Origin of the sequence: Bacillus mobilis, from assembly GCF_001884045.1 — a bacterium.
Taxonomy (GTDB): domain Bacteria; phylum Bacillota; class Bacilli; order Bacillales; family Bacillaceae_G; genus Bacillus_A; species Bacillus_A mobilis.
The window spans coordinates 133,096-151,766 of the sequence record NZ_MACF01000041.1 but is presented as its reverse complement, the minus strand read 5'-3'; the positions used below and the strand labels follow the sequence as shown (position 1 = coordinate 151,766).

17 protein-coding genes are annotated in these 18,671 nt (G+C 37.3%); 4 read left to right on the top strand and 13 right to left on the bottom strand.

From position 1 onward, the window contains the following. Positions 1-58: 58 nt before the first annotated feature. Positions 59-1,111: a (R,R)-butanediol dehydrogenase gene (gene bdhA, locus BAQ44_RS04655; RefSeq protein ID WP_000645834.1), complete on the bottom strand. Its 1,053-nt coding sequence runs from the start codon at positions 1,109-1,111 to the stop codon at positions 59-61. Positions 1,112-1,336: 225 nt separating this feature from the next. Here bdhA and BAQ44_RS04650 point away from each other — a divergent pair, with 225 nt between their 5' ends. Continuing rightward, the gene (locus BAQ44_RS04650) at positions 1,337-2,515 is read left to right on the top strand and encodes an MFS transporter (protein ID WP_071721028.1); all 1,179 of its coding nucleotides are present in this window, start codon (positions 1,337-1,339) and stop codon (positions 2,513-2,515) included. Between the two features lie 18 nt (positions 2,516-2,533). Here BAQ44_RS04650 and BAQ44_RS04645 read toward each other — a convergent pair whose 3' ends face one another. The 12 genes from BAQ44_RS04645 to BAQ44_RS04590 all read right to left on the bottom strand — a co-directional run bounded on the left by BAQ44_RS04645 (position 2,534) and on the right by BAQ44_RS04590 (position 14,827). Further along, entirely contained in the window at positions 2,534-2,863 is a 330-nt protein-coding gene (locus BAQ44_RS04645; protein ID WP_061676337.1) for a hypothetical protein, read from the bottom strand. Positions 2,864-2,879: 16 nt separating this feature from the next. After that, the gene (locus BAQ44_RS04640; protein WP_071721026.1) at positions 2,880-3,221 is read right to left on the bottom strand and encodes a YcnL family membrane protein; all 342 of its coding nucleotides are present in this window, start codon (positions 3,219-3,221) and stop codon (positions 2,880-2,882) included. Between the two features lie 318 nt (positions 3,222-3,539). Next, positions 3,540-5,939, bottom strand: coding sequence for a M6 family metalloprotease immune inhibitor InhA2 (gene inhA2 / locus BAQ44_RS04635; protein ID WP_071721024.1), 2,400 nt, complete (start codon positions 5,937-5,939; stop codon positions 3,540-3,542). 320 nt (positions 5,940-6,259) lie between these two features. Then, positions 6,260-6,907, bottom strand: a complete 648-nt coding sequence (fsa, locus tag BAQ44_RS04630) for a fructose-6-phosphate aldolase (RefSeq protein WP_000667669.1) — start codon at positions 6,905-6,907, stop codon at positions 6,260-6,262. Between the two features lie 34 nt (positions 6,908-6,941). Next, positions 6,942-7,868: a ribose ABC transporter substrate-binding protein RbsB gene (rbsB, locus tag BAQ44_RS04625; RefSeq protein WP_071721022.1), complete on the bottom strand. Its 927-nt coding sequence runs from the start codon at positions 7,866-7,868 to the stop codon at positions 6,942-6,944. 14 nt (positions 7,869-7,882) lie between these two features. Continuing rightward, entirely contained in the window at positions 7,883-8,818 is a 936-nt protein-coding gene (locus tag BAQ44_RS04620) for an ABC transporter permease subunit (RefSeq protein WP_001074641.1), read from the bottom strand. Positions 8,819-8,820: 2 nt separating this feature from the next. Next, positions 8,821-10,305 (bottom strand): ribose ABC transporter ATP-binding protein RbsA, encoded by a 1,485-nt coding sequence (rbsA, locus tag BAQ44_RS04615; protein WP_063261561.1) that lies wholly within the window; start codon positions 10,303-10,305, stop codon positions 8,821-8,823. Between the two features lie 18 nt (positions 10,306-10,323). Then, a complete protein-coding gene (gene rbsD / locus BAQ44_RS04610; RefSeq protein WP_071721020.1) occupies positions 10,324-10,719 on the bottom strand; it encodes a D-ribose pyranase in 396 nt (131 codons plus the stop codon). Then, positions 10,716-11,612: a ribokinase gene (rbsK, locus tag BAQ44_RS04605; protein ID WP_063261563.1), complete on the bottom strand. Its 897-nt coding sequence runs from the start codon at positions 11,610-11,612 to the stop codon at positions 10,716-10,718. Before rbsK ends, rbsD begins: the two co-directional genes overlap by 4 nt. A 13-nt stretch (positions 11,613-11,625) precedes the next feature. Then, positions 11,626-12,597 (bottom strand): ribose operon transcriptional repressor RbsR, encoded by a 972-nt coding sequence (gene rbsR, locus BAQ44_RS04600; protein WP_063261564.1) that lies wholly within the window; start codon positions 12,595-12,597, stop codon positions 11,626-11,628. Positions 12,598-12,735: 138 nt separating this feature from the next. Next, entirely contained in the window at positions 12,736-14,349 is a 1,614-nt protein-coding gene (locus BAQ44_RS04595; protein ID WP_071721019.1) for an MDR family MFS transporter, read from the bottom strand. A 19-nt stretch (positions 14,350-14,368) separates the two neighbouring features. Continuing rightward, the gene (locus BAQ44_RS04590; protein WP_061676345.1) at positions 14,369-14,827 is read right to left on the bottom strand and encodes a MarR family winged helix-turn-helix transcriptional regulator; all 459 of its coding nucleotides are present in this window, start codon (positions 14,825-14,827) and stop codon (positions 14,369-14,371) included. A gap of 272 nt (positions 14,828-15,099) precedes the next feature. On the opposite strand from BAQ44_RS04590, the gene glpT reads away from it, so the two are divergent. The 3 genes from glpT (at position 15,100) to BAQ44_RS04575 (ending at position 18,666) form a co-directional block, all read left to right on the top strand. Then, positions 15,100-16,449: a glycerol-3-phosphate transporter gene (gene glpT / locus BAQ44_RS04585; RefSeq protein ID WP_071721017.1), complete on the top strand. Its 1,350-nt coding sequence runs from the start codon at positions 15,100-15,102 to the stop codon at positions 16,447-16,449. 284 nt (positions 16,450-16,733) lie between these two features. Beyond that, the gene (locus BAQ44_RS04580) at positions 16,734-17,753 is read left to right on the top strand and encodes an ABC transporter ATP-binding protein (protein WP_071721015.1); all 1,020 of its coding nucleotides are present in this window, start codon (positions 16,734-16,736) and stop codon (positions 17,751-17,753) included. After that, positions 17,740-18,666 (top strand): ABC transporter ATP-binding protein, encoded by a 927-nt coding sequence (locus BAQ44_RS04575; protein ID WP_001196373.1) that lies wholly within the window; start codon positions 17,740-17,742, stop codon positions 18,664-18,666. Before BAQ44_RS04580 ends, BAQ44_RS04575 begins: the two co-directional genes overlap by 14 nt. The last annotated feature ends 5 nt before the right edge of the window (positions 18,667-18,671 follow it).

Here is an 18,671-nt window from a genome sequence, read left to right as displayed (position 1 = left end):
TAGAAAAAAAGTAGCCCTCTTCTATTTCTAGAAAAGGGCTACTTTTTACTATTCTCTATTATTTAGGTGAAACAAGAATTTTCACTTGTGTTTTATCTTTTACAAGTGCTTCAAAACCTTCTTCAACAACTTGATCCACTGTGATTTTCTTCGTAATTAATTTCTCTGCTTGAATTTGGCCAGAGCTAATTAATTTAATAACAGCTGGGAAAATATGACGGTATCCAAGAATACCGATAACTTCTTTTTCTTTTAATACAAGGTTGTTTGGCGTAATTGTTGCGTCTTTTTCCCATACACTAACAATTACAGTTTGTCCTTCAAAGCTTGTACTTTCAATCGCTTGACGAAGTACTACTTCAACACCTGTTACTTCAAAGCTCACATTTACACCTAAACCATTTGTTAAGTTACGAATTTCTGCTAGTACATCTTGAGTAGCTGGATTTAATACGTAATCCGCACCTGCTAATTTTGCTAACTCTTGACGTTCTTTAGAAAGTTCTACTGCAATAACAGGAGTTGCTCCTGCTGCTTTAGCTGCTTGAATGACAAGAAGTCCAATTGGACCACAACCAAATACTGCTACAGCTTCCCCTTCTTTTAATTTACTTTGACGTACTGCATGAACGGCTACTGCTGCTGGTTCTACAAGTGCACCTTGTTCATACGTCATTTCATCAGGAATATGGTGAACCATATCTTCTGGTACTACTGTATATTCAGAGAAACCGCCGCCTTCTCCGCCAAGACCGTGGAAAACAAGTTGTTCACAAACATTGTAATGTCCATGTTTACAAGCTTCACATTTACCACAAGAATAAATTGGTTCTACAACGACGCGATCTCCCACCTTATGAGAAGTAACGCCTTCACCGATTTCAACTACCTCACCACTAAACTCATGACCTAAAATAACCGGTGCTTTTACGTGTGTTAATGGGTGCTCTTCTGTTGGAATAAAAATAGGTCCTGCTAAATATTCATGCAAGTCTGTTCCGCAGATACCACACCATTTCACTTTAATCTTAACTGCTCCTGGTCTTACAGTTGGTTCTGGTACTTCTTCTACTCGTACATCACGTTGATTATGCCAAAGTAGTGCTTTCATTTTATACATCCCTCTCTACGTATATACTTAACCTGGTGAAGTTTACAAATCTATTATAATACTTTCATCCATATATTTCAAAAAAACAATCTCATTTCCACTAAATTTTAACAAATAACGTTCAATATTTTGTCACTTTGTACTTTTTTCCACATCTGTTAATTCAATTTCATTGCGGTTGAAATTAGCAGTATGCCATAATAGCATAGGAGAGGTGAATATCGCTTGAAATATTTTATTTACTTTATTGTTATTGTAGCGTTTCTAGATACATTTTCACAATTACCTATTATGAGTACGTTCGCTCAAAGTCTTGGAGGATCTCCTCTTATTATTGGGCTAGTTGTCGGTATGTACTCATTCGCTAATATGATCGGTAATATTATTGCTGGCGCTGCCGTCGATAAATTTGGTGCAAAAAAAATACTTTATATAAGCATGGGGCTTACGAGCTTCATAGTCTTGTTATACACCGTTGTTCAAAGTGGTGAACAACTATTAGTTGTGCGCTTTATGCACGGCTTTAGTGACGGATTTTTAATTCCTGCTGCCTTTACGTTTTTATCAAAACAAACAAATTCAGCAAGACAAGGTAAGGCAATGGCTCTATCTGGTGCTGCTGTTGGAACAGCTGCAATTGTAGGACCCGCGTTCAGTGGGATTATGAAAGCTACTGCTGGTATAGAGTGGGTGTTCATTACCATTTCTATTTTAATGGTCCTTGGTACAATCGTATCTCTATTCTTCTTACCAAATAACGTATCAAGAAAAGATACTTCAAGAACACAAATGATGAACAAAGAAGATATGATTGAACTATTGAAATCAGAACCGCTATTGCAAGCATATATTGGTGCTTTCACGCTAATGTTTTCACAAGGAATTGTCACGTATATGCTACCAGTGAAAGTTGAGGCATTAGCACTTAAAGCATCTACAACAGGTATGATGTTAAGTGTATTCGGAATTACCGCTATCCTATTCTTCTTGCTGCCAACAAACCGTATTTACGATCGATTTAATCGTTCAAAACTCATGTTAATTGGGATTGCAGTAATGGCATTCGCGTTATCTTTACTTGGATTATTTGCAACAAAAGGTATGCTCTTTATCGTTATGATGATTTATGGCATTGGATTCGCTATCCTGTTCCCATCAATAAATGCATTACTTGTTGAAAATACGACAGATGATAAACGCGGAAAAGCATTCGGATTGTTTTATGCTTTCTTCTCATTAGGAGTTGTTGCTGGATCTTTTACAGTTGGAGCAATCGGGGCATCACCTAGCGTCAGCTTCGTTGTTGGAACTGCATTCTTATTAACATTTGCCGGTATGATTTACGTAAGAAGCAAAGTAAAAAGTAAAGCAAAAAGCAAAGTAAAAAAGACAATGATGGGATAACTCCATCATTGTCTTTTTTTAAAATGCATATTGATATAGTCCGTAATATAATGGCAGAGTTGGGATAATACCAATTAATTTAAATATAAAAGGTAGCGGTTCATCCTTCTCTTCATATAAACGTAAAACAAAAACTGCAGTAAAAGTCCAAATAACGCTAAACACGAAGATGCACTTCCAAACGAGTGGGGTTACTATCTCTACACCAAAAACAAAACCAAATAGCCCAATCCATGTAATGATAGTCACTACAAAATCAAACTTTTGAATTGGCGTTTGAAACATACCTCTTACTAACGAAGTAATAGCCAATATCGCTACAATTACTAAATAAACTTTCCACAACATAGTGATAATCTCCTATTCAACTTTTAACTTTCAATAATCCGTATTTAATAAACAATATGGCATTATATTTTTCATAGAGATAATACAATGGATAACAAAATAAGAAGAAAATAAGTACAGTTGGTACATCGTCTATAATAGAAAAATATTTTACTAGTAATTCCTTAATACTCTCTCCAATTATAATAAACAGCGGAATGATACAAATTGCCGCTAATATTAGGCATGGTGTGATCCTCATTTCTTTTAGCCTCACCTTACAGTGTGGACACCTGAATGAAAAAGGATGCGGGAGATCAATAATATGTTGCGCAGTAATATCTCCTTCACACTGTGGACATTCAATTATTTCTTTCATTTAGCTCACTCCTTTCTATCCATAAAAAAGAGCACTATCCAATAGCGCTCTTTTATTGCCGAATATATTACTTTTGTGTATAGCCAAGTAACAATGTAAATAAATTAAACTATAATGGCAATACTACAGTTCTTCTTTTACAAAAAAAGTGTATAAATACCGACGATACTTCGACAATTTCCTCGGAAATATTTCCTTTCTCCACATAATTTGATACACTACATGTGAACAGACATTTGTATTACATAAACTAAAATAATAACTTACTGTACAAATTAAAAAGCACACTCTTCATAGGAAGAATGTGCTTTTATGTTATTAACGCTTAATCCAAACAGCGCCTGCCGATTTATCCTCTGCCTGTCCAACAACTTGGAATTTAAGTCCAAGGTTTGGAATTTTTCTTCCTGCGTCTGCAATTTGTTTGTTACTATATACTTTTGAATCATCAAAAGTGGTAACACCTTGTAACCCAGAATAGTTAAACTGCCCACGTGTTAATGAATTTACACTCCATGCTGGTGTTTGATCAAATGAAAATGCAGCGTCTGCAATTTGCATGCCCGTATTACCATAAGTTGGTCTTCCGTTTAAGTTGCCAACAAGTGCCTCTGGATGAGAATCTACCACACCAAGGAATCCTTCACCTGGATGCACACCAACCCAGTTATCTTTGAAGCTATCATCTGCATACCAAACGACAAGACCTGTATTATACACAGGGCCTTTTCCTGCTTTTAATCCATTATCTGATCCCGCATAGTTTCTCCACTCTAAGTAGTAATAATGAGCTTTCTTCTCTGTCCCATCAGAAACAACAAAACCATTTACATTCATTTTAGACTGTCCTTCTGCATCATCAGAAAATACAACTTGTCCATCAATAGTTACATTTACATTATCCATCGCGAAACCTTTATATGTTACAGCTGGATCTGTAATATAATCGAATTGCAGTTTCACTTTTTTTCCTTTAAATTGACTTAAATCATATGATTTATCCACCCATTTTCCATCTGTTGTATCTTTATCCTCTTGGACTATTTTTTCTCCAAGTCTATCAATTAATGTTTTCGTTCCATCTTCTGTTACTGCATGCACTTCGACAAAATCGCACTCTGCTTCTAACTCATAATTTGCTTTATAATCGAACTTTGCATTTGTTCCTTTTGTTAAATCAAAGAATGGTGTTTCTAGTGTTGTATGCATATCATCTCCTCTTGTACTATAATATGCATGCTTTCCAAACTCAGGTTTAATCGTTTCAACACTTTTACCTGGTAAGTTAACACGTACAACGCCTGGGCGATTGGATTTCGTAACACTTTGATCAATATATGTAGGAACCCCTACTCCACCCTTAATTTTATCGTAATCTACTTCTAAAATTTTTGCCCAGTTGCCGCCCATATTCTTTTGTAAGAAGTCTTTATTTTGTGGTGAGAAACTAGTTGGCTCTGTTCCTGCAATTTTCCCTGTCCAACTACCCCCACTCATTAATGACCACGCTTCAACAGGTGAACCCATTCCAGTATATTTCGTGTCATATTCATCCGGTAAGCCAAGGTCATGTCCAAATTCATGCGCAAATACACCTACTGCTCCATCTTCTGGTTCAATTGTGTAATCATGCGCAGCTACTTTGCCACCAAAGTAATCTACCTTTGATTTTGTACCGTCAATCGCTACTGGATCTATTGCTAATTTCGAGCGATGTGACCAAATTGCATCATCACCTAATTTACCCCCACCAGCTTCTTGACCAACACCAGCATGGATTACCATTAAATGATCAATTACACCATCAGGTTCATTTTGATTTCCATCACCATTTGTATCATATCTATCGAATTGATCAAATTGAGATAAATCTAACCCTTTCTCAGCAGCTGCATGTAAAGCTTCTTTCACTAAATCACGTGCGCCTTTTGGTCCTTTATTATCATGACCACTGCTACCATCAGCACCGTAGTCAGACGCTTTTCCTGGAACAGTTAGCCATTCCGTTACATATCCATCTGTCGTATAACTTCCGCCAGACTGCTCTTCATAATATTGTTTAAACGTTTTTACTTTTGAACCATCAAATAATGTGTACGGTTCATTACCAAATAACATTTTTTGATAATGCTCTCTACTAAAGTCATTCGAATACATATACCCTGGTGTTTGATCAATATTATTATGTTTATAATCACTAAATTCAACGAGTAATACTAATACTTTATCAGTTCGAACAGAGCCCTTATAAGGCGCTTGCTTTGCTTTAGAAGTTGGGACTTGTCCATTCAATTGTTTTTTATTTGGTTCTGGTTTTTTCTCAGGACCCACATTTTTTTCAGGTTTCTTTACTTTCTCCTTTTCTTCCATTTTCTTTTCTTTTACTTTTTTCACATAATCAGATGCCTCTTTAGCAGTATCTGCTGGAAGAATTTCTTTATTTGCCTGATCGCCTTGTTTCTTTTCAATATACTTTTCTACAGCTTTTTTCGTTTCTTCTTTAGATGATGCTGGATTAATTGTTCCTCTTTCTTTCAACGCTTCCGCTAAACGATCTTCTTGAATTAAATTGTAATCAATTGATGTTGTAGATACATTTTCTTTCTCTTTTGCTGGCGTTTCTGCGTACGCTAGCGGAGCACTCATTACAGATGTGCATCCGATAATTGCTGCAATTGCTAATGATGATAACACTTTAAATGGCGCTTTTCTTCTCATTCTATTTCTCTCCTTTTATACATAAAACTTAAAATTCAGATAAATCTGTGCGTTTTTGTCGAAATCTCTGTTTACTACCCTCCCTATATAAAAAAGCATAATTCTATAAACGTTAAGCTTTCTGTTATAGAATCATGCCCTCCAGTTTTCTGGTCAGAACCTCTACCTTTTTATGTCGAAATATGAAAAATAAAAAGTGATTTGATATATATTAAATAGCTTATATAACAAATTTAAAAGACAATATGCAAAATTGCATGAAAATTCTTTTAAATAAAAAAAAGAACCCTAGTCAATTAAACTAGGATTCTTGATTTCTATTATTTCTCTTGTGTTTTTTCCCAATCAGCTAAGAATTTCTCAATTCCTTGATCTGTTAATGGATGCTTCACTAATGAAGCAATTACGTTTGCTGGGATTGTTGCAATATGTGAACCGTTTAATGCTGCTTCTGTTACGTGAACACTGTGACGTACAGATGCTGCAATGATTTCTGTTTCGATGCCGTGAATTGCAAAGATTTCTGCGATTTGGCGGATTAGGTCCATACCGTTATGACCGATATCGTCTAAGCGACCTAAGAATGGTGAAACGTATGTCGCACCAGCACGAGCTGCAAGTAATGCTTGAACTGCTGAGAATACTAATGTAACGTTTGTACGAATTCCTAAGTCAGAGAATGCTTTTACTGCTTTTAAACCTTCTGTTGTCATCGGAACTTTTACAACAACGTTTGGAGCAATTTTCGCTAATTCTTTTCCTTCTTCAATCATTTTATCAGCTTCTAAGCTAATTACTTCTGCGCTTACAGGTCCTTCTATAAAGCTGCAAATTTCACGAATACGCTCATGGAAATCTACGCCTTCTTTTGCTACAAGTGATGGATTTGTCGTTACTCCAGCTACTACGCCTAATGCATTTGCCTCTTTAATTTCATTAATGTTTGCTGTATCAATAAAGAATTTCATTTGTTATTCTTCCTTCCTGGTTTTCATTTTATATTTATTTATTTTTCTTAATAAGCTCTAATTCAATCGGAATAGATTTGTCCACTTTTTTACCTTGCGTGATCTCTTTTGCTGTTTGCATCGCCTTCTCCCCGATTAATTCCGGTTTTTGAGCAACTGTTGCAGCCATATGCCCATCTTTAACCGCCTTTACAGCATCTTCTGTTGCATCAAAACCAACAACGACTACATCTGTTTTTCCAGAAGACTTCAATGCTTCAAGTGCCCCTAATGCCATTTCATCGTTATGCGCAAACACGGCTTTAATATCACCATTTGCTTGCAAAATGTTTTCCATAACAGATAATCCTTTTGCTCTATCAAAATCAGCTGCTTGTTTTGCAACTACTTTTAAAGACTTATCCGCTACGTTATGGAATCCTTTCCCACGCTCACGAGCAGCAGAAGAGCCCGGGATTCCTTCTAATTCAGCAACATTTGCTCCCTCGCCAACTAATTCACGAATGTAATCACTAGCCATTTGACCACCTTCAATATTATTAGAGGCAATGTGAGAAACAACTTTACCTGAATTTGCAATGCGGTCTACAGTAATAACAGGGACATTTGCTGCATTTGCCGCACTGACTGCTGAAGCAACAGCGTCTGAATCGGTTGGATTAATAACAACTACATCGACACCTTTTTGAATTAAATCCTCAACATCGTTTGTTTGCTTTGCTGCATCATTTTGTGCATCAACAGCAATCAATTCAATGCCGCTTTCTTTCGCTTTCTTTTCTGCCCCTTTTTTCAAAGTCACAAAAAATGGATTGTTTAAAGTTGAAACAGAGAATCCAACTTTAATAGTTTTATTTCGACCTTTATCGCTAGAATCCTTTGCCCATTCTGGTGGTTCCATTGAACAACCAGCAGTAATGACCATAATACATGCAACGAGTATAAGTAACCATTTTTTCATGAACTGTCCCTCCATTACGCTTCTTTTCGACGATCAATTAATACAGCTAGTAAGATTACAAGTCCTTTTACAACTTGTTGGAAGAAAGAAGATACACCTAATAAATTTAAACCGTTATTTAGTACACCTATAATAAGCACACCGATGAATGTACCAACGATCCAGCCTCTTCCCCCAGAAAGACTTGTTCCACCTAATACAACTGCTGCAATTGCATCTAATTCGTAAGAAGTACCTGCAGTTGGCTGTGCAGAATCTAGTCGTGATGTTAATACAATACCTGCAAGCGCTGCCAAAATTCCGGAAAGACCATAAATCATTACTTTAATTCTCGTAACATTAATACCTGATAGTGCTGCTGCTTCTTCATTTCCACCAATTGCAAATGTACGGCGACCAAATGTCGTTTTCTTCAAAATGAAGTACAGTACTGCGAAAGCGATCATCATTGTAACAGCTGGTACCGGAATACCGAGAAAATAACCGCGTCCAAACATTTGGAACATTAAATGATCACCAAGACCAGTGATCGGACGTCCGTCCATATAAACAAGCGTCAACCCACGAAAAATAGTCATTGTTGCTAATGTCGCAATAAATGGAGCTACTTTTCCCTTCGCAATAATGATACCGTTTACAATTCCCATTACAAGACCAGCCAATAATCCAACTGCCATTGCAAGAAACGGGTCCATGCCACTTGCCATCATTCCAGCAACAAGTGCACTTGATAATGCTAAAATAGAACCTACCGATAAGTCAATACCCCCTGTTAAAATTACAAAGGTCATTCCGAATGCAATAAGCGCATTAATCGATACTTGACGCAGTATATTAAATAAATTTGGAATTTCAATAAATGCTGGATTTAAAGCTGTAATTACGACGATAATTAATACTAAACCGATTAAAGAACCAAGTTGTTGTAATACATTCCCCTTCTTAGCCATTCTTACTCTCCCCCTGTAGCTAGTGCCATAATAGACTCTTGTGATGCCGTATCTTTCTCTAAAATGCCTCCGACTTTTCCTTCATGAATGACAAGAACGCGATCACTCATTCCTAAAACTTCTGGAAGCTCAGATGATACCATAATAACGGCATCCCCTTGCTCGGTAAGCTTATTCATAATAGAGTAAATTTCTTTTTTCGCTCCAACATCTACACCCCTTGTTGGCTCATCTAAAATGAGTAACTGCGGGTGGATACCTAGCCATTTTGCAATAACAACCTTTTGCTGATTTCCACCAGAAAGAGATTTCACTGCTTGCTCTCCACTAGATGCTTTCACATTAAGTAGCTTCATCATATCCGCTGTGAACTGCTGTTCTAGTTCGTTACTAAGGACACTTCCCTTTGAAAGACTTTCTAAATTTGGTAAAGCTAAATTTTCTCGAATTGAGAAATCTAACACTAACCCCTCAGATTTTCTATCCTCTGTAATGAAAGCTATTCTTTGTCTAATCGCATCTATTGGACTATCAATCTTTACTTCTTGTCCATTTATAAAGATTTGGCCAGAATCTAACGGTTCGTATCCAAATATCGCTTTCATAATATCTGTACGGCCAGCTCCCATCAAGCCAGCAACACCAAGGATTTCACCTTTTCTCACTTGAAACGAAACATTTTCAAACTTCCCTTTTTTCGTTCCGTTACGCATTTCAAAAATGACATCGCCAATTTGACTATTTCGCTCCGGGTAACGTTCACCAATGCTGCGCCCCACCATCATACTCACTACTTCATCAAATGATGTTTCCGGAATGAGTCTCTTTCCTACGTATTCCCCATCACGTAAAATCGTAATGGCATCACATATTGAAAAAATTTCTTCCATTCGGTGTGAGATATAAACGAACGAAACGCCTTCTTTACGTAATTTATTAATGACAGTAAACAACGTTTCAATTTCACGATCTGTTAATGCAGCTGTAGGTTCATCCATAATAATAACGCTCGCGTTTGTCATTAACGCTTTCGCAATTTCGATAATTTGCTGTTGTCCAACTGATAACTCTCCTGCCAACATAGCGCCTTTTACATGTAACCCTAATTCCGCTAGTTGCTGCTGCGCAATCGCGTTCATTTGACGCGTACGTAAAATACCTGTCTTCCCATACATTAACTCTTTACCGAGAAACATATTTTCAGCTACTGTTAAATTCGATAATATGTTCAATTCTTGATGTATAAATGCAATTCCGTACTCTTCAGCTTCTTTCGCATTTTTAAAAGTTCGTTCTTGCCCATCAATCGTGATTGTTCCACCATCTCTTTTATATACACCTGTTAAAATCTTCATGAGCGTTGATTTACCCGCTCCATTTTCCCCCATCAATGCATGAACTTCTCCTGTTTCAATCATAAACTGTGCATTCTTCAAAACAGGATTGCCATTGAACGCCTTTGAAATATTTTTCATTTCAATACGCATTCTCATCACTTCCCTTTATTAAAAAATCACGCCTGCATGTAAAATTACATTGGCATAAGGAGTAGCCTCTCCTGTACGAATAATCGCCTTCGCTTTCTTCGTATGCTCTTTAAATTGTTCATGAGATACATATTCAAACGCTGGCTCTATTAATTTCAGCTCAATCTCCTTATTTACTTCCACATTATTATTAATGACTTCTTCTGCTAACGTCACTTTTTCAATTGCCATATCATCAGCTACCACTTGCAATACGTCTAAAAAGCTAGGTTTTCCAATCTCAACAGCTAAATCAATTCGTTTTACTCCGTCAGGAATCGGTAACCCGCAGTCTGCAATTACAATCGTATCTGTATGCCCAAGTGAAGCGAGGACTGATGCAATCTCACTGTTTAATACACCGTGCCTTTTCATCCGACAATCACCTGCACTTCACGCACTTTATCTCTCGTTGGCATACCGCCTTGCGCCCCAAGCTTCGTTACAGAAAGGCCACCAGCAATATTCGCAAAACGAATTGCTTTTTGAAGTGCTTCTCCTTCAGAAAGCGCAACTGCTAATGCTCCATTAAATGTATCACCAGCTCCAGTCGTATCTACTACATCAACAGCAATGCTAGGAACATGTACAATCTCCGTCCCATTATGGAAACGTACACCGTTAGAACCTTCTGTCATCAATAGTTTATTTGGATATTTAGCTAGTAAACCTTCAATTGGTGATGTGAAATCATCTAATACGATGCGGCACTCATGTTCATTTGGCGTAATATAAGTTGCCTTTTCTAAAATATCTTCTGATAACACTTGTGCTGGTGCTGGATTTAACATAACCGGGATTTTGTGTTCCTCACAAATAGCCAATACATATTTTACTGTTTCAAGTGGAATCTCTAGTTGAAGAACAACCATATCTGCTTTTATAAGAAGATCTTTTGAACGATCTACAACCGACTCATTTACAAGAGCATTCGCCCCTTGCACGACAACAATACTGTTATCCTCTTCTGCTAAAACGATATGAGCAATTCCTGTCGCTGTATCTGTAACCGGTACCACATAGTCGATAAAGACACGTTCGTTCTCTAAATTTTTCCTAACTACAGTTCCATAATTATCGTTTCCTACCGCGCCAACCATCGCTACATTTGCGCCTAATCTAGCTGCAGCAACTGCTTGGTTGGCTCCTTTCCCTCCTGGAATTGTATGAAATGCTTCACCAATTACTGTTTCCCCTGCTTTCGGACGTTTTTTTGAAACGGCCACTAAATCCATTGAAATGCTACCTACTACTGCAATATTTGGCATCTATTTCATCTCCTTACTTCGTTGTATTTCGTTCTATAATTTCAATCGGTAAACGATAGTGTTTCTCTTCTAATCCGTTTCCTTCCATCTGCTCTAACAATAGCTCTGTTGCAATTTTCCCCATTTCATAAATTGGCTGTGCAACAGTTGTAATAGATGGATACATCATCTCTGTTAAAGAAATCCCATCAAACCCGATAATTTGTAAATCATCCGGAATAGAAATCCCCTTTTGAAGTGCCGCCTTCACAATACCTATTGCAATTAAATCATTTCCAGCAACAATCCCATCAATATGTGGGTATTCTTCTAATAATTCCACCGCTACGCGCTCACTATTAGCTGGATCAAATGTACTCTCTGCGATCATATAAGAAAGATTATTTTGCGTAATAACGTCTACAAAACCTTCAAAACGTTCATTAGCGGTGCTTACGTCACGCGGTCCGCGAATATGCGCAATATGTTTACAGCCTTTATCTATTAATAACTTTGTCGCTGCCTGACTCCCTGCATAGTTATCTGCATATACAGTAGGAATACGCTCATTAAACATACGGTCAATTGCAACAACCGGAACAGACAACTTCATGTAATTAACACTATTTTGTGGATTTGTTGCTACAATAAATCCATCCACATTATTTTGCCTAAGTACATCAATATATTGCTTTTCTTTCTCTAAACTCTCATCAGAGTTACAAAGGACAACTGTGTATCCTTGCTTATGCGCTACATCTTCTACGGCACGTGCAACTTCCGGAAAGAATGGATTCACGATATTGGGAACAACTAAGCCAATTAAACGAGATTTTTTATTATACAGTGAACGCGCTACTGTACTAGGTTTATAATCTAGCATTTCAATTGCTCGCTCTACTTTCTTTAATGTATCTTCATGAACATATCCATTTTTATTTAACACTCTGGAAACGGTCGCAACAGATACTCCCGCTAATTTCGCAACGTCTTTAATCGTACTCATTCTCTTCCCTCTCCATTTCATGTAACCGTTTACAGAAAATAATATAACGCATTTCTAGAAATACGTCAATCATTTCTCACGAAAAAGCTTTTAAGGTTATACTCAAAAAAAGCACCGCCATAAGGCGATGCTTTTTCATTACGAATATGATACAGTTTGTTCTTTTTCCTCTGCAGCTGGCTCTTCAGCACCTTTTTTACGATCTGATAGTTTAATCTTCTGTAAGAAGATCGTAAAGATGGCACCTACTACGATAAATACTAATCCTGTTAAGAATACAGTATGAAGTGAGTCTACTAAAGAGTTTTTCAAGATTGGTACAATGCTGTTAGCAAATGCTTCTGGCATTTGTTTTAATGCCTCTGGACTAAATAGCATCGAATATAAACCTTGTGGGTCTGTATGAATCATATCTTTAAATTTCGTTACCATTTGTCCCGCTTCTTTCGGGAATGTATCTAATACAGGTACTAAATTCTTTGTTAATGTTGTACCTGAAGTGTTATTCATAATTGATCCTAAAATTGTAATACCAAATGTTCCACCAATTTGACGGAAGAACTGACTTGATGATGTTACGACACCAAGGTCTTTTTTCGGGAAACTTTCTTGTAACGCTAATGTTAATGTTGGCATTACAAGACCCATTCCTAAACCGATAACCATCATATAAGAAGTTGCAGTTAATTTAGTTGTGTGCATATCCATCGTTGTTAATAACCAGAAACCACCAGCCATAATAAGCATTCCTGTAATAATTTGTGGTTTCACACCAACTTTTAATACAAGTTGCCCGCCGATAATACTCATCACAATCATAGTGATCATCATTGGCGTCATGATTGTTCCTGATTCCGCAGCACTTACTCCTACAATTCCTTGCATGAAGAATGGTACGAACATAATCGCACCGAACATTCCGATACTCATAAAGAATCCAATCGCATTCAGTAATGTAAACGTGCGATTTTTAAAGAAATGCATCGGTAAAATCGGTTCTTCTGCTTTTGTTTCAACGATAATAAAGCTAACGATACCAATTAGAGCTAATGCAAATAACCCGATAATTTGCCAAGAATCCCATGGGTAATCTTTCCCACCAAATGTTAATGCAAGTAATAAACTTACAACACCGAGAATCATCGTAAAGATTCCAGCGATATCAATTTTAATCGGTCCTGTTTGTTTATGTGACTTTAATCCCATTGCAATAAAGATTGTTGCTAAAATACCAACTGGTAAGTTAATGTAGAATACCCATCTCCAGTTCACTGCGTCTACAATCCAACCACCAACTTGTGGTCCAATTACAGAAGCAAGACCGTATAACGCACCAAAAATACCTTGCCATTTCGCACGTTCTTTTCCCGTGAACATATCTCCGATAATAATCATAGCCATTGGCATCATAATACCGCCACCAAGACCTTGAATACCACGGAAAATGATTAATTCTGTCATACCATTTGCCATACCACATAACGCCGAACCAACCATAAAGATAACTAGTCCTGTAATATATACGTTACGACGGCCAAGTAAATCCGCTAATTTACCCGCAATTGGTACAACTGTCGTTGATGTTAACATATAAGCTGTTGTTAACCACGTCATTAAGCTTAATCCGCCTAGTTCACCGACGATACGCGGCATTGCTGTACCTACGATTGTTCCATCTAATGCAGCAAATAGCATCGCGATTATTAAACCGATTAACAACAACTTTCTATTTATATTTTCTTGTTGCTCCATGTAATCTCCTCAATTCCTCTTAGTTATTCTCTTTTTTCTCTTGTGTCCCGCAAATAATTGTTTCTAACTTCTCAAAGAGGCGTAACAAATCTTCTCTTTCTTGTAATTCTAAATGTGAGAAATATTTTGCAATGTGCTCATTACGAGCGATCATTGCCTCTTCTACTCTAGCTTTCCCCTTTTTTGTCAGCTCAATGACGACAACACGACGGTCATCTTTGTCGTGATAGCGCTCTACAAGCTCTTGGTCAATTAAGCGATCAATCATCACTGTAATTGCGCTAGGCTTTACATACATCTTTTTTGCTAATTTTGTCGCTCTTGAAGCACCGTAATGATCTAAAATCTTTAAAATATAAAACTGCGGTGGTGTAAGTCCTGTTGCTTGCATTTGTTCTAATAACTCCGTCTGCATTTTCTTTCCAATTGAAAAGGCAAGAGCTTGAATTTTATCGATATGCGTCATATCATTTGGCATGTTATCCACCTCTTATTTAAGCAATAAAATATTTAACGTATTTAAATATTAATCCCACGAACAAAATCCGTCAACACTTTTTATTTATAAAAACGTTTACATTTTTGTCACAAAGTTGTATAATTTTCGACGAAGTTAATATTGACAGTCACGGAGAATCGGAGTACACGGCTATGAATCATAAAAAAGGAAACTTTTTTATATTTCATGGCCTTTTTATATTCTCTCTGACTTACAACATTTCGAATTCATTAGGGGAGGATTTTCATTTTATGTTTTTCACACAATTATTTAAACCTGCGCCCCACGCGGAACGCTTACCAGCTGATCGCGTTGATAGCGAATACCGTAAATTACGTTTACAAGTATTCCTAGGTATCTTCATCGGCTATGCAGGTTACTACTTTGTTCGAAAAAACTTTTCACTAGCAATGCCATACTTAATCGAACAAGGCTTTAGTAAAGGGGAACTTGGGGTTATCCTTTCAGCAGTATCTATCGCTTACGGATTAAGTAAATTTCTTATGGGTATCGTATCCGACCGTTGTAATCCTCGCTACTTTTTAGCAGCTGGGCTATTTTTATCAGGTATCATTAATATTATTTTCGGCTCATTTTCTTTCATTACAACGAGCATTATACTTATGTTTGTCCTTCAGTTTTTAAATGGATGGGTACAAGGTATGGGATGGCCTCCTTGTGGTCGTACGATGGTTCACTGGTTCTCTATTAGTGAACGTGGTACAAAAATGTCTATTTGGAACGTTGCTCATAATGTCGGTGGCGCACTTATGCCTTCTCTTGTAACATTAGGCTTATACTTCTTTGCAAATGACTGGAAGAGTATTTTTTACTTCCCAGGTATTCTTTCAATTTTAGTTGGTATTTATGTATTAATTACGATGAGAGATACACCTCAATCTTGTGGATTACCTTCTATTGAAGAACATACTGGAGAATATCCATCAGATGAAAAAGTAAAAGATCGAGAACGCGAACTTTCAGTAAAAGAAATTTTATTTACATACGTACTAAACAATAAATTTTTATGGTACATCGCTATCGCGAACGTTTTCGTTTATTTCGTACGTTACGGCGTTGTAGACTGGGCTCCTACTTATTTAGTAGAGGAAAAAAGTTTTACTCATAGTAGCTCTCGTACAGCTTACGCTCTATACGAATGGGCTGGTATTCCAGGTACACTTCTTTGCGGATGGATGAGTGATAAACTGTTTAAGGGGCGCCGCGCACCTGCTGGTATTTTATTTATGGTTGGTGTATTTATCGCCGTTCTTGTTTACTGGCTAAACCCTCCTGGTAATCCAATGGTTGATAGTATCGCACTTGTCGCGATTGGATTTTTAATTTATGGACCTGTTATGTTAATCGGCCTACACGCACTAGACTTAGCACCCAAAAAAGCTGCTGGAACTGCAGCTGGTTTAACTGGATTCTTCGGTTACCTAGGTGGAGCTACTTTCGCTAGCGCAGCTATGGGCTTTATCGTAGATGCATTCGGATGGGATGGCGGATTCATCTTATTACTTGTATCTTGTGTACTTGCAATGTTCTTCCTTGCTCTTACTTTAAACACAGGATCTGCAAAACAAAAACAAGCTTAAGTACTAATATTATTCTTATCAAAAAAAGAGAGGCTGCTCGTTCCAGAACACCTCTCTTTTTTCTACATATAAATCTTTTTTCTTACAAAAGATTTATTTCCTTCACACATACATGTTAACGCTTCCAAAATACTTCAACTACTAATACAACTGCATTCAATCTCTGTATAAAAAGATTTTTGAATATTTTCTCAACTTATGCTTGTCAAACATTGTCAATTTATATTAAAATAACAACAACATACAAAATATTTAGTCTTTTCAGAAAAGATGGAGGGATAGCCATGAAGAATCCACTTCTTCGCATTGAAAACTTACAGACTTCCTTTCGCATACAAGATCAATATCATGCCGCAGTAGATGATGTTTCGTTAACTGTCCATGAAAATGAAATTGTCGCGATAGTTGGTGAATCTGGTTGCGGAAAAAGTGCACTTGCCCTTTCTATTATGCGATTGCATAATGAAGAAAATACAAAATTACAAGGGCAGCTTAACTATAGAGATAAGGATTTACTAACTATGTCGACCGCAGAAATGAATAAAGTACGCGGATCAAACATCGGCATGATTTTCCAAGAACCTCTTACAGCACTTGATCCTCTTATGACAGTTGGAAAACAAATCGAAGAAAACTTAGACTACCACACAAGTCTTTCAAAAGTTGAAAAGAAAGAACGCACCCTAGAACTACTTCATCAAGTTGGTATTCCAAAACCAGAACTTACATATAAACAATACCCACACGAATTATCTGGCGGAATGAGACAAAGAATTGTTATCGCAATTGCAATTGCTTGTAACCCAGCACTCATTATTGCGGATGAGCCAACAACGGCTCTTGACGTAACCATCCAAGCACAAATTTTAGACCTACTAAAATCTATTCAAGAACAAACGAAAATGGGCATCATTTTAATTACTCATGATTTAAGTGTTGTCGCAGAAACAGCCGATCGTATCGTCGTTATGTACGCTGGACAAGTTGTAGAAACAGGAAAAGTTGAAGAGATTTTTAATAACCCTCTTCACCCATATACTCGTTCTCTATTAAACTCCATTCCATCTGCGTATGCTGAAAAAGAAAAATTGCATGTAATTCAAGGGGTGGTTCCTTCGTTAGCGAAGCTTCCTCGCACAGGTTGTCGCTTCCAAGCTCGAATTCCATGGATTAGACCTGATCAGCATGAGGAAAATCCAATTTTACATGAAGTAAAACCAGACCACTGGGTGCGTTGTACTTGCTACAAGCATTTCAACTTCCAAGATAAGAAAGGAGATGACGTAACTCATGGCACTGCTTAAAGTAGAAGATTTAAAAGTACATTTCCCAATTAAAGGCGGTTTCTTCGGCCGCACATTAGATTACGTGCGTGCTGTCGATGGTGTAAGTTTTGAATTACAACCGGGTGAAACATACGGGATCGTTGGTGAATCAGGAAGTGGTAAATCAACAACGGGTAAAGCAATTATGCATTTAACGAAAGCAACAGAGGGTAGCATTCATTTTAATAATAGAGATTTGACAAAGTTAAGTCGCTCTGAGCTACGTGAACAAAGAAAAGATATTCAAATGATTTTCCAAGATCCATATTCATCATTAAATCCGAAGAAACGTGTTCTCGACATTATTGCTGAGCCTCTTCGAAATTTTGAGAAGCTCTCACCTGATGAAGAACGTAGAGCAGTTCAAGAATATCTTGATAAAGTTGGTCTAAATCCAGAGTCAATTTATAAATATCCACATGAATTTTCCGGTGGGCAAAGGCAGCGGATTGGTATAGCACGCGCTCTTACATTAAAACCGAAGCTTATTATCGCTGATGAACCTGTATCAGCACTAGATGTTTCTGTACAAGCTCAAGTATTAAACTTCTTGCAGGATCTACAAGCTGAGCTCGGACTAACGTACTTATTTATTAGTCATGATTTAGGTGTAATTCGTCATATGTGTGATCGTATCGGTGTTATGTATCGCGGACGTATTGTCGAAGAAGCAACTAGTGCAGAAATTTATAGTAATCCGCAACATATTTATACGAAGCGCCTAATATCAGCAATTCCTGATATTCGTCCTGAAAACAGAGAGAGACAGCGTAAGCTCCGTCAACAAGTAAGCTCTGAATACGAGAAATCATACGAAAATTATTTCAATGAAAACGGTCGGGCTTATGATTTAAAGCCAATCTCGCCAACGCACCGGGTGGCATTACCATAAGGGAG

Coding starts and splice junctions, on each gene's coding strand:
- bdhA (WP_000645834.1), bottom strand. CDS start 1,111: ATGAAAGCACTACTTTGGCATAATCAACGTGATGTACGAGTAGAAGAA.
- BAQ44_RS04645 (WP_061676337.1), bottom strand. CDS start 2,863: ATGTTGTGGAAAGTTTATTTAGTAATTGTAGCGATATTGGCTATTACT.
- BAQ44_RS04640 (WP_071721026.1), bottom strand. CDS start 3,221: ATGAAAGAAATAATTGAATGTCCACAGTGTGAAGGAGATATTACTGCG.
- inhA2 (WP_071721024.1), bottom strand. CDS start 5,939: ATGAGAAGAAAAGCGCCATTTAAAGTGTTATCATCATTAGCAATTGCA.
- fsa (WP_000667669.1), bottom strand. CDS start 6,907: ATGAAATTCTTTATTGATACAGCAAACATTAATGAAATTAAAGAGGCA.
- rbsB (WP_071721022.1), bottom strand. CDS start 7,868: ATGAAAAAATGGTTACTTATACTCGTTGCATGTATTATGGTCATTACT.
- BAQ44_RS04620 (WP_001074641.1), bottom strand. CDS start 8,818: ATGGCTAAGAAGGGGAATGTATTACAACAACTTGGTTCTTTAATCGGT.
- rbsA (WP_063261561.1), bottom strand. CDS start 10,305: ATGCGTATTGAAATGAAAAATATTTCAAAGGCGTTCAATGGCAATCCT.
- rbsD (WP_071721020.1), bottom strand. CDS start 10,719: ATGAAAAGGCACGGTGTATTAAACAGTGAGATTGCATCAGTCCTCGCT.
- rbsK (WP_063261563.1), bottom strand. CDS start 11,612: ATGCCAAATATTGCAGTAGTAGGTAGCATTTCAATGGATTTAGTGGCC.
- rbsR (WP_063261564.1), bottom strand. CDS start 12,597: ATGAGTACGATTAAAGACGTTGCGAAATTAGCGGGAGTATCTGTTGCG.
- BAQ44_RS04595 (WP_071721019.1), bottom strand. CDS start 14,349: ATGGAGCAACAAGAAAATATAAATAGAAAGTTGTTGTTAATCGGTTTA.
- BAQ44_RS04590 (WP_061676345.1), bottom strand. CDS start 14,827: ATGCCAAATGATATGACGCATATCGATAAAATTCAAGCTCTTGCCTTT.
- glpT (WP_071721017.1), top strand. CDS start 15,100: ATGTTTTTCACACAATTATTTAAACCTGCGCCCCACGCGGAACGCTTA.
- BAQ44_RS04580 (WP_071721015.1), top strand. CDS start 16,734: ATGAAGAATCCACTTCTTCGCATTGAAAACTTACAGACTTCCTTTCGC.
- BAQ44_RS04575 (WP_001196373.1), top strand. CDS start 17,740: ATGGCACTGCTTAAAGTAGAAGATTTAAAAGTACATTTCCCAATTAAA.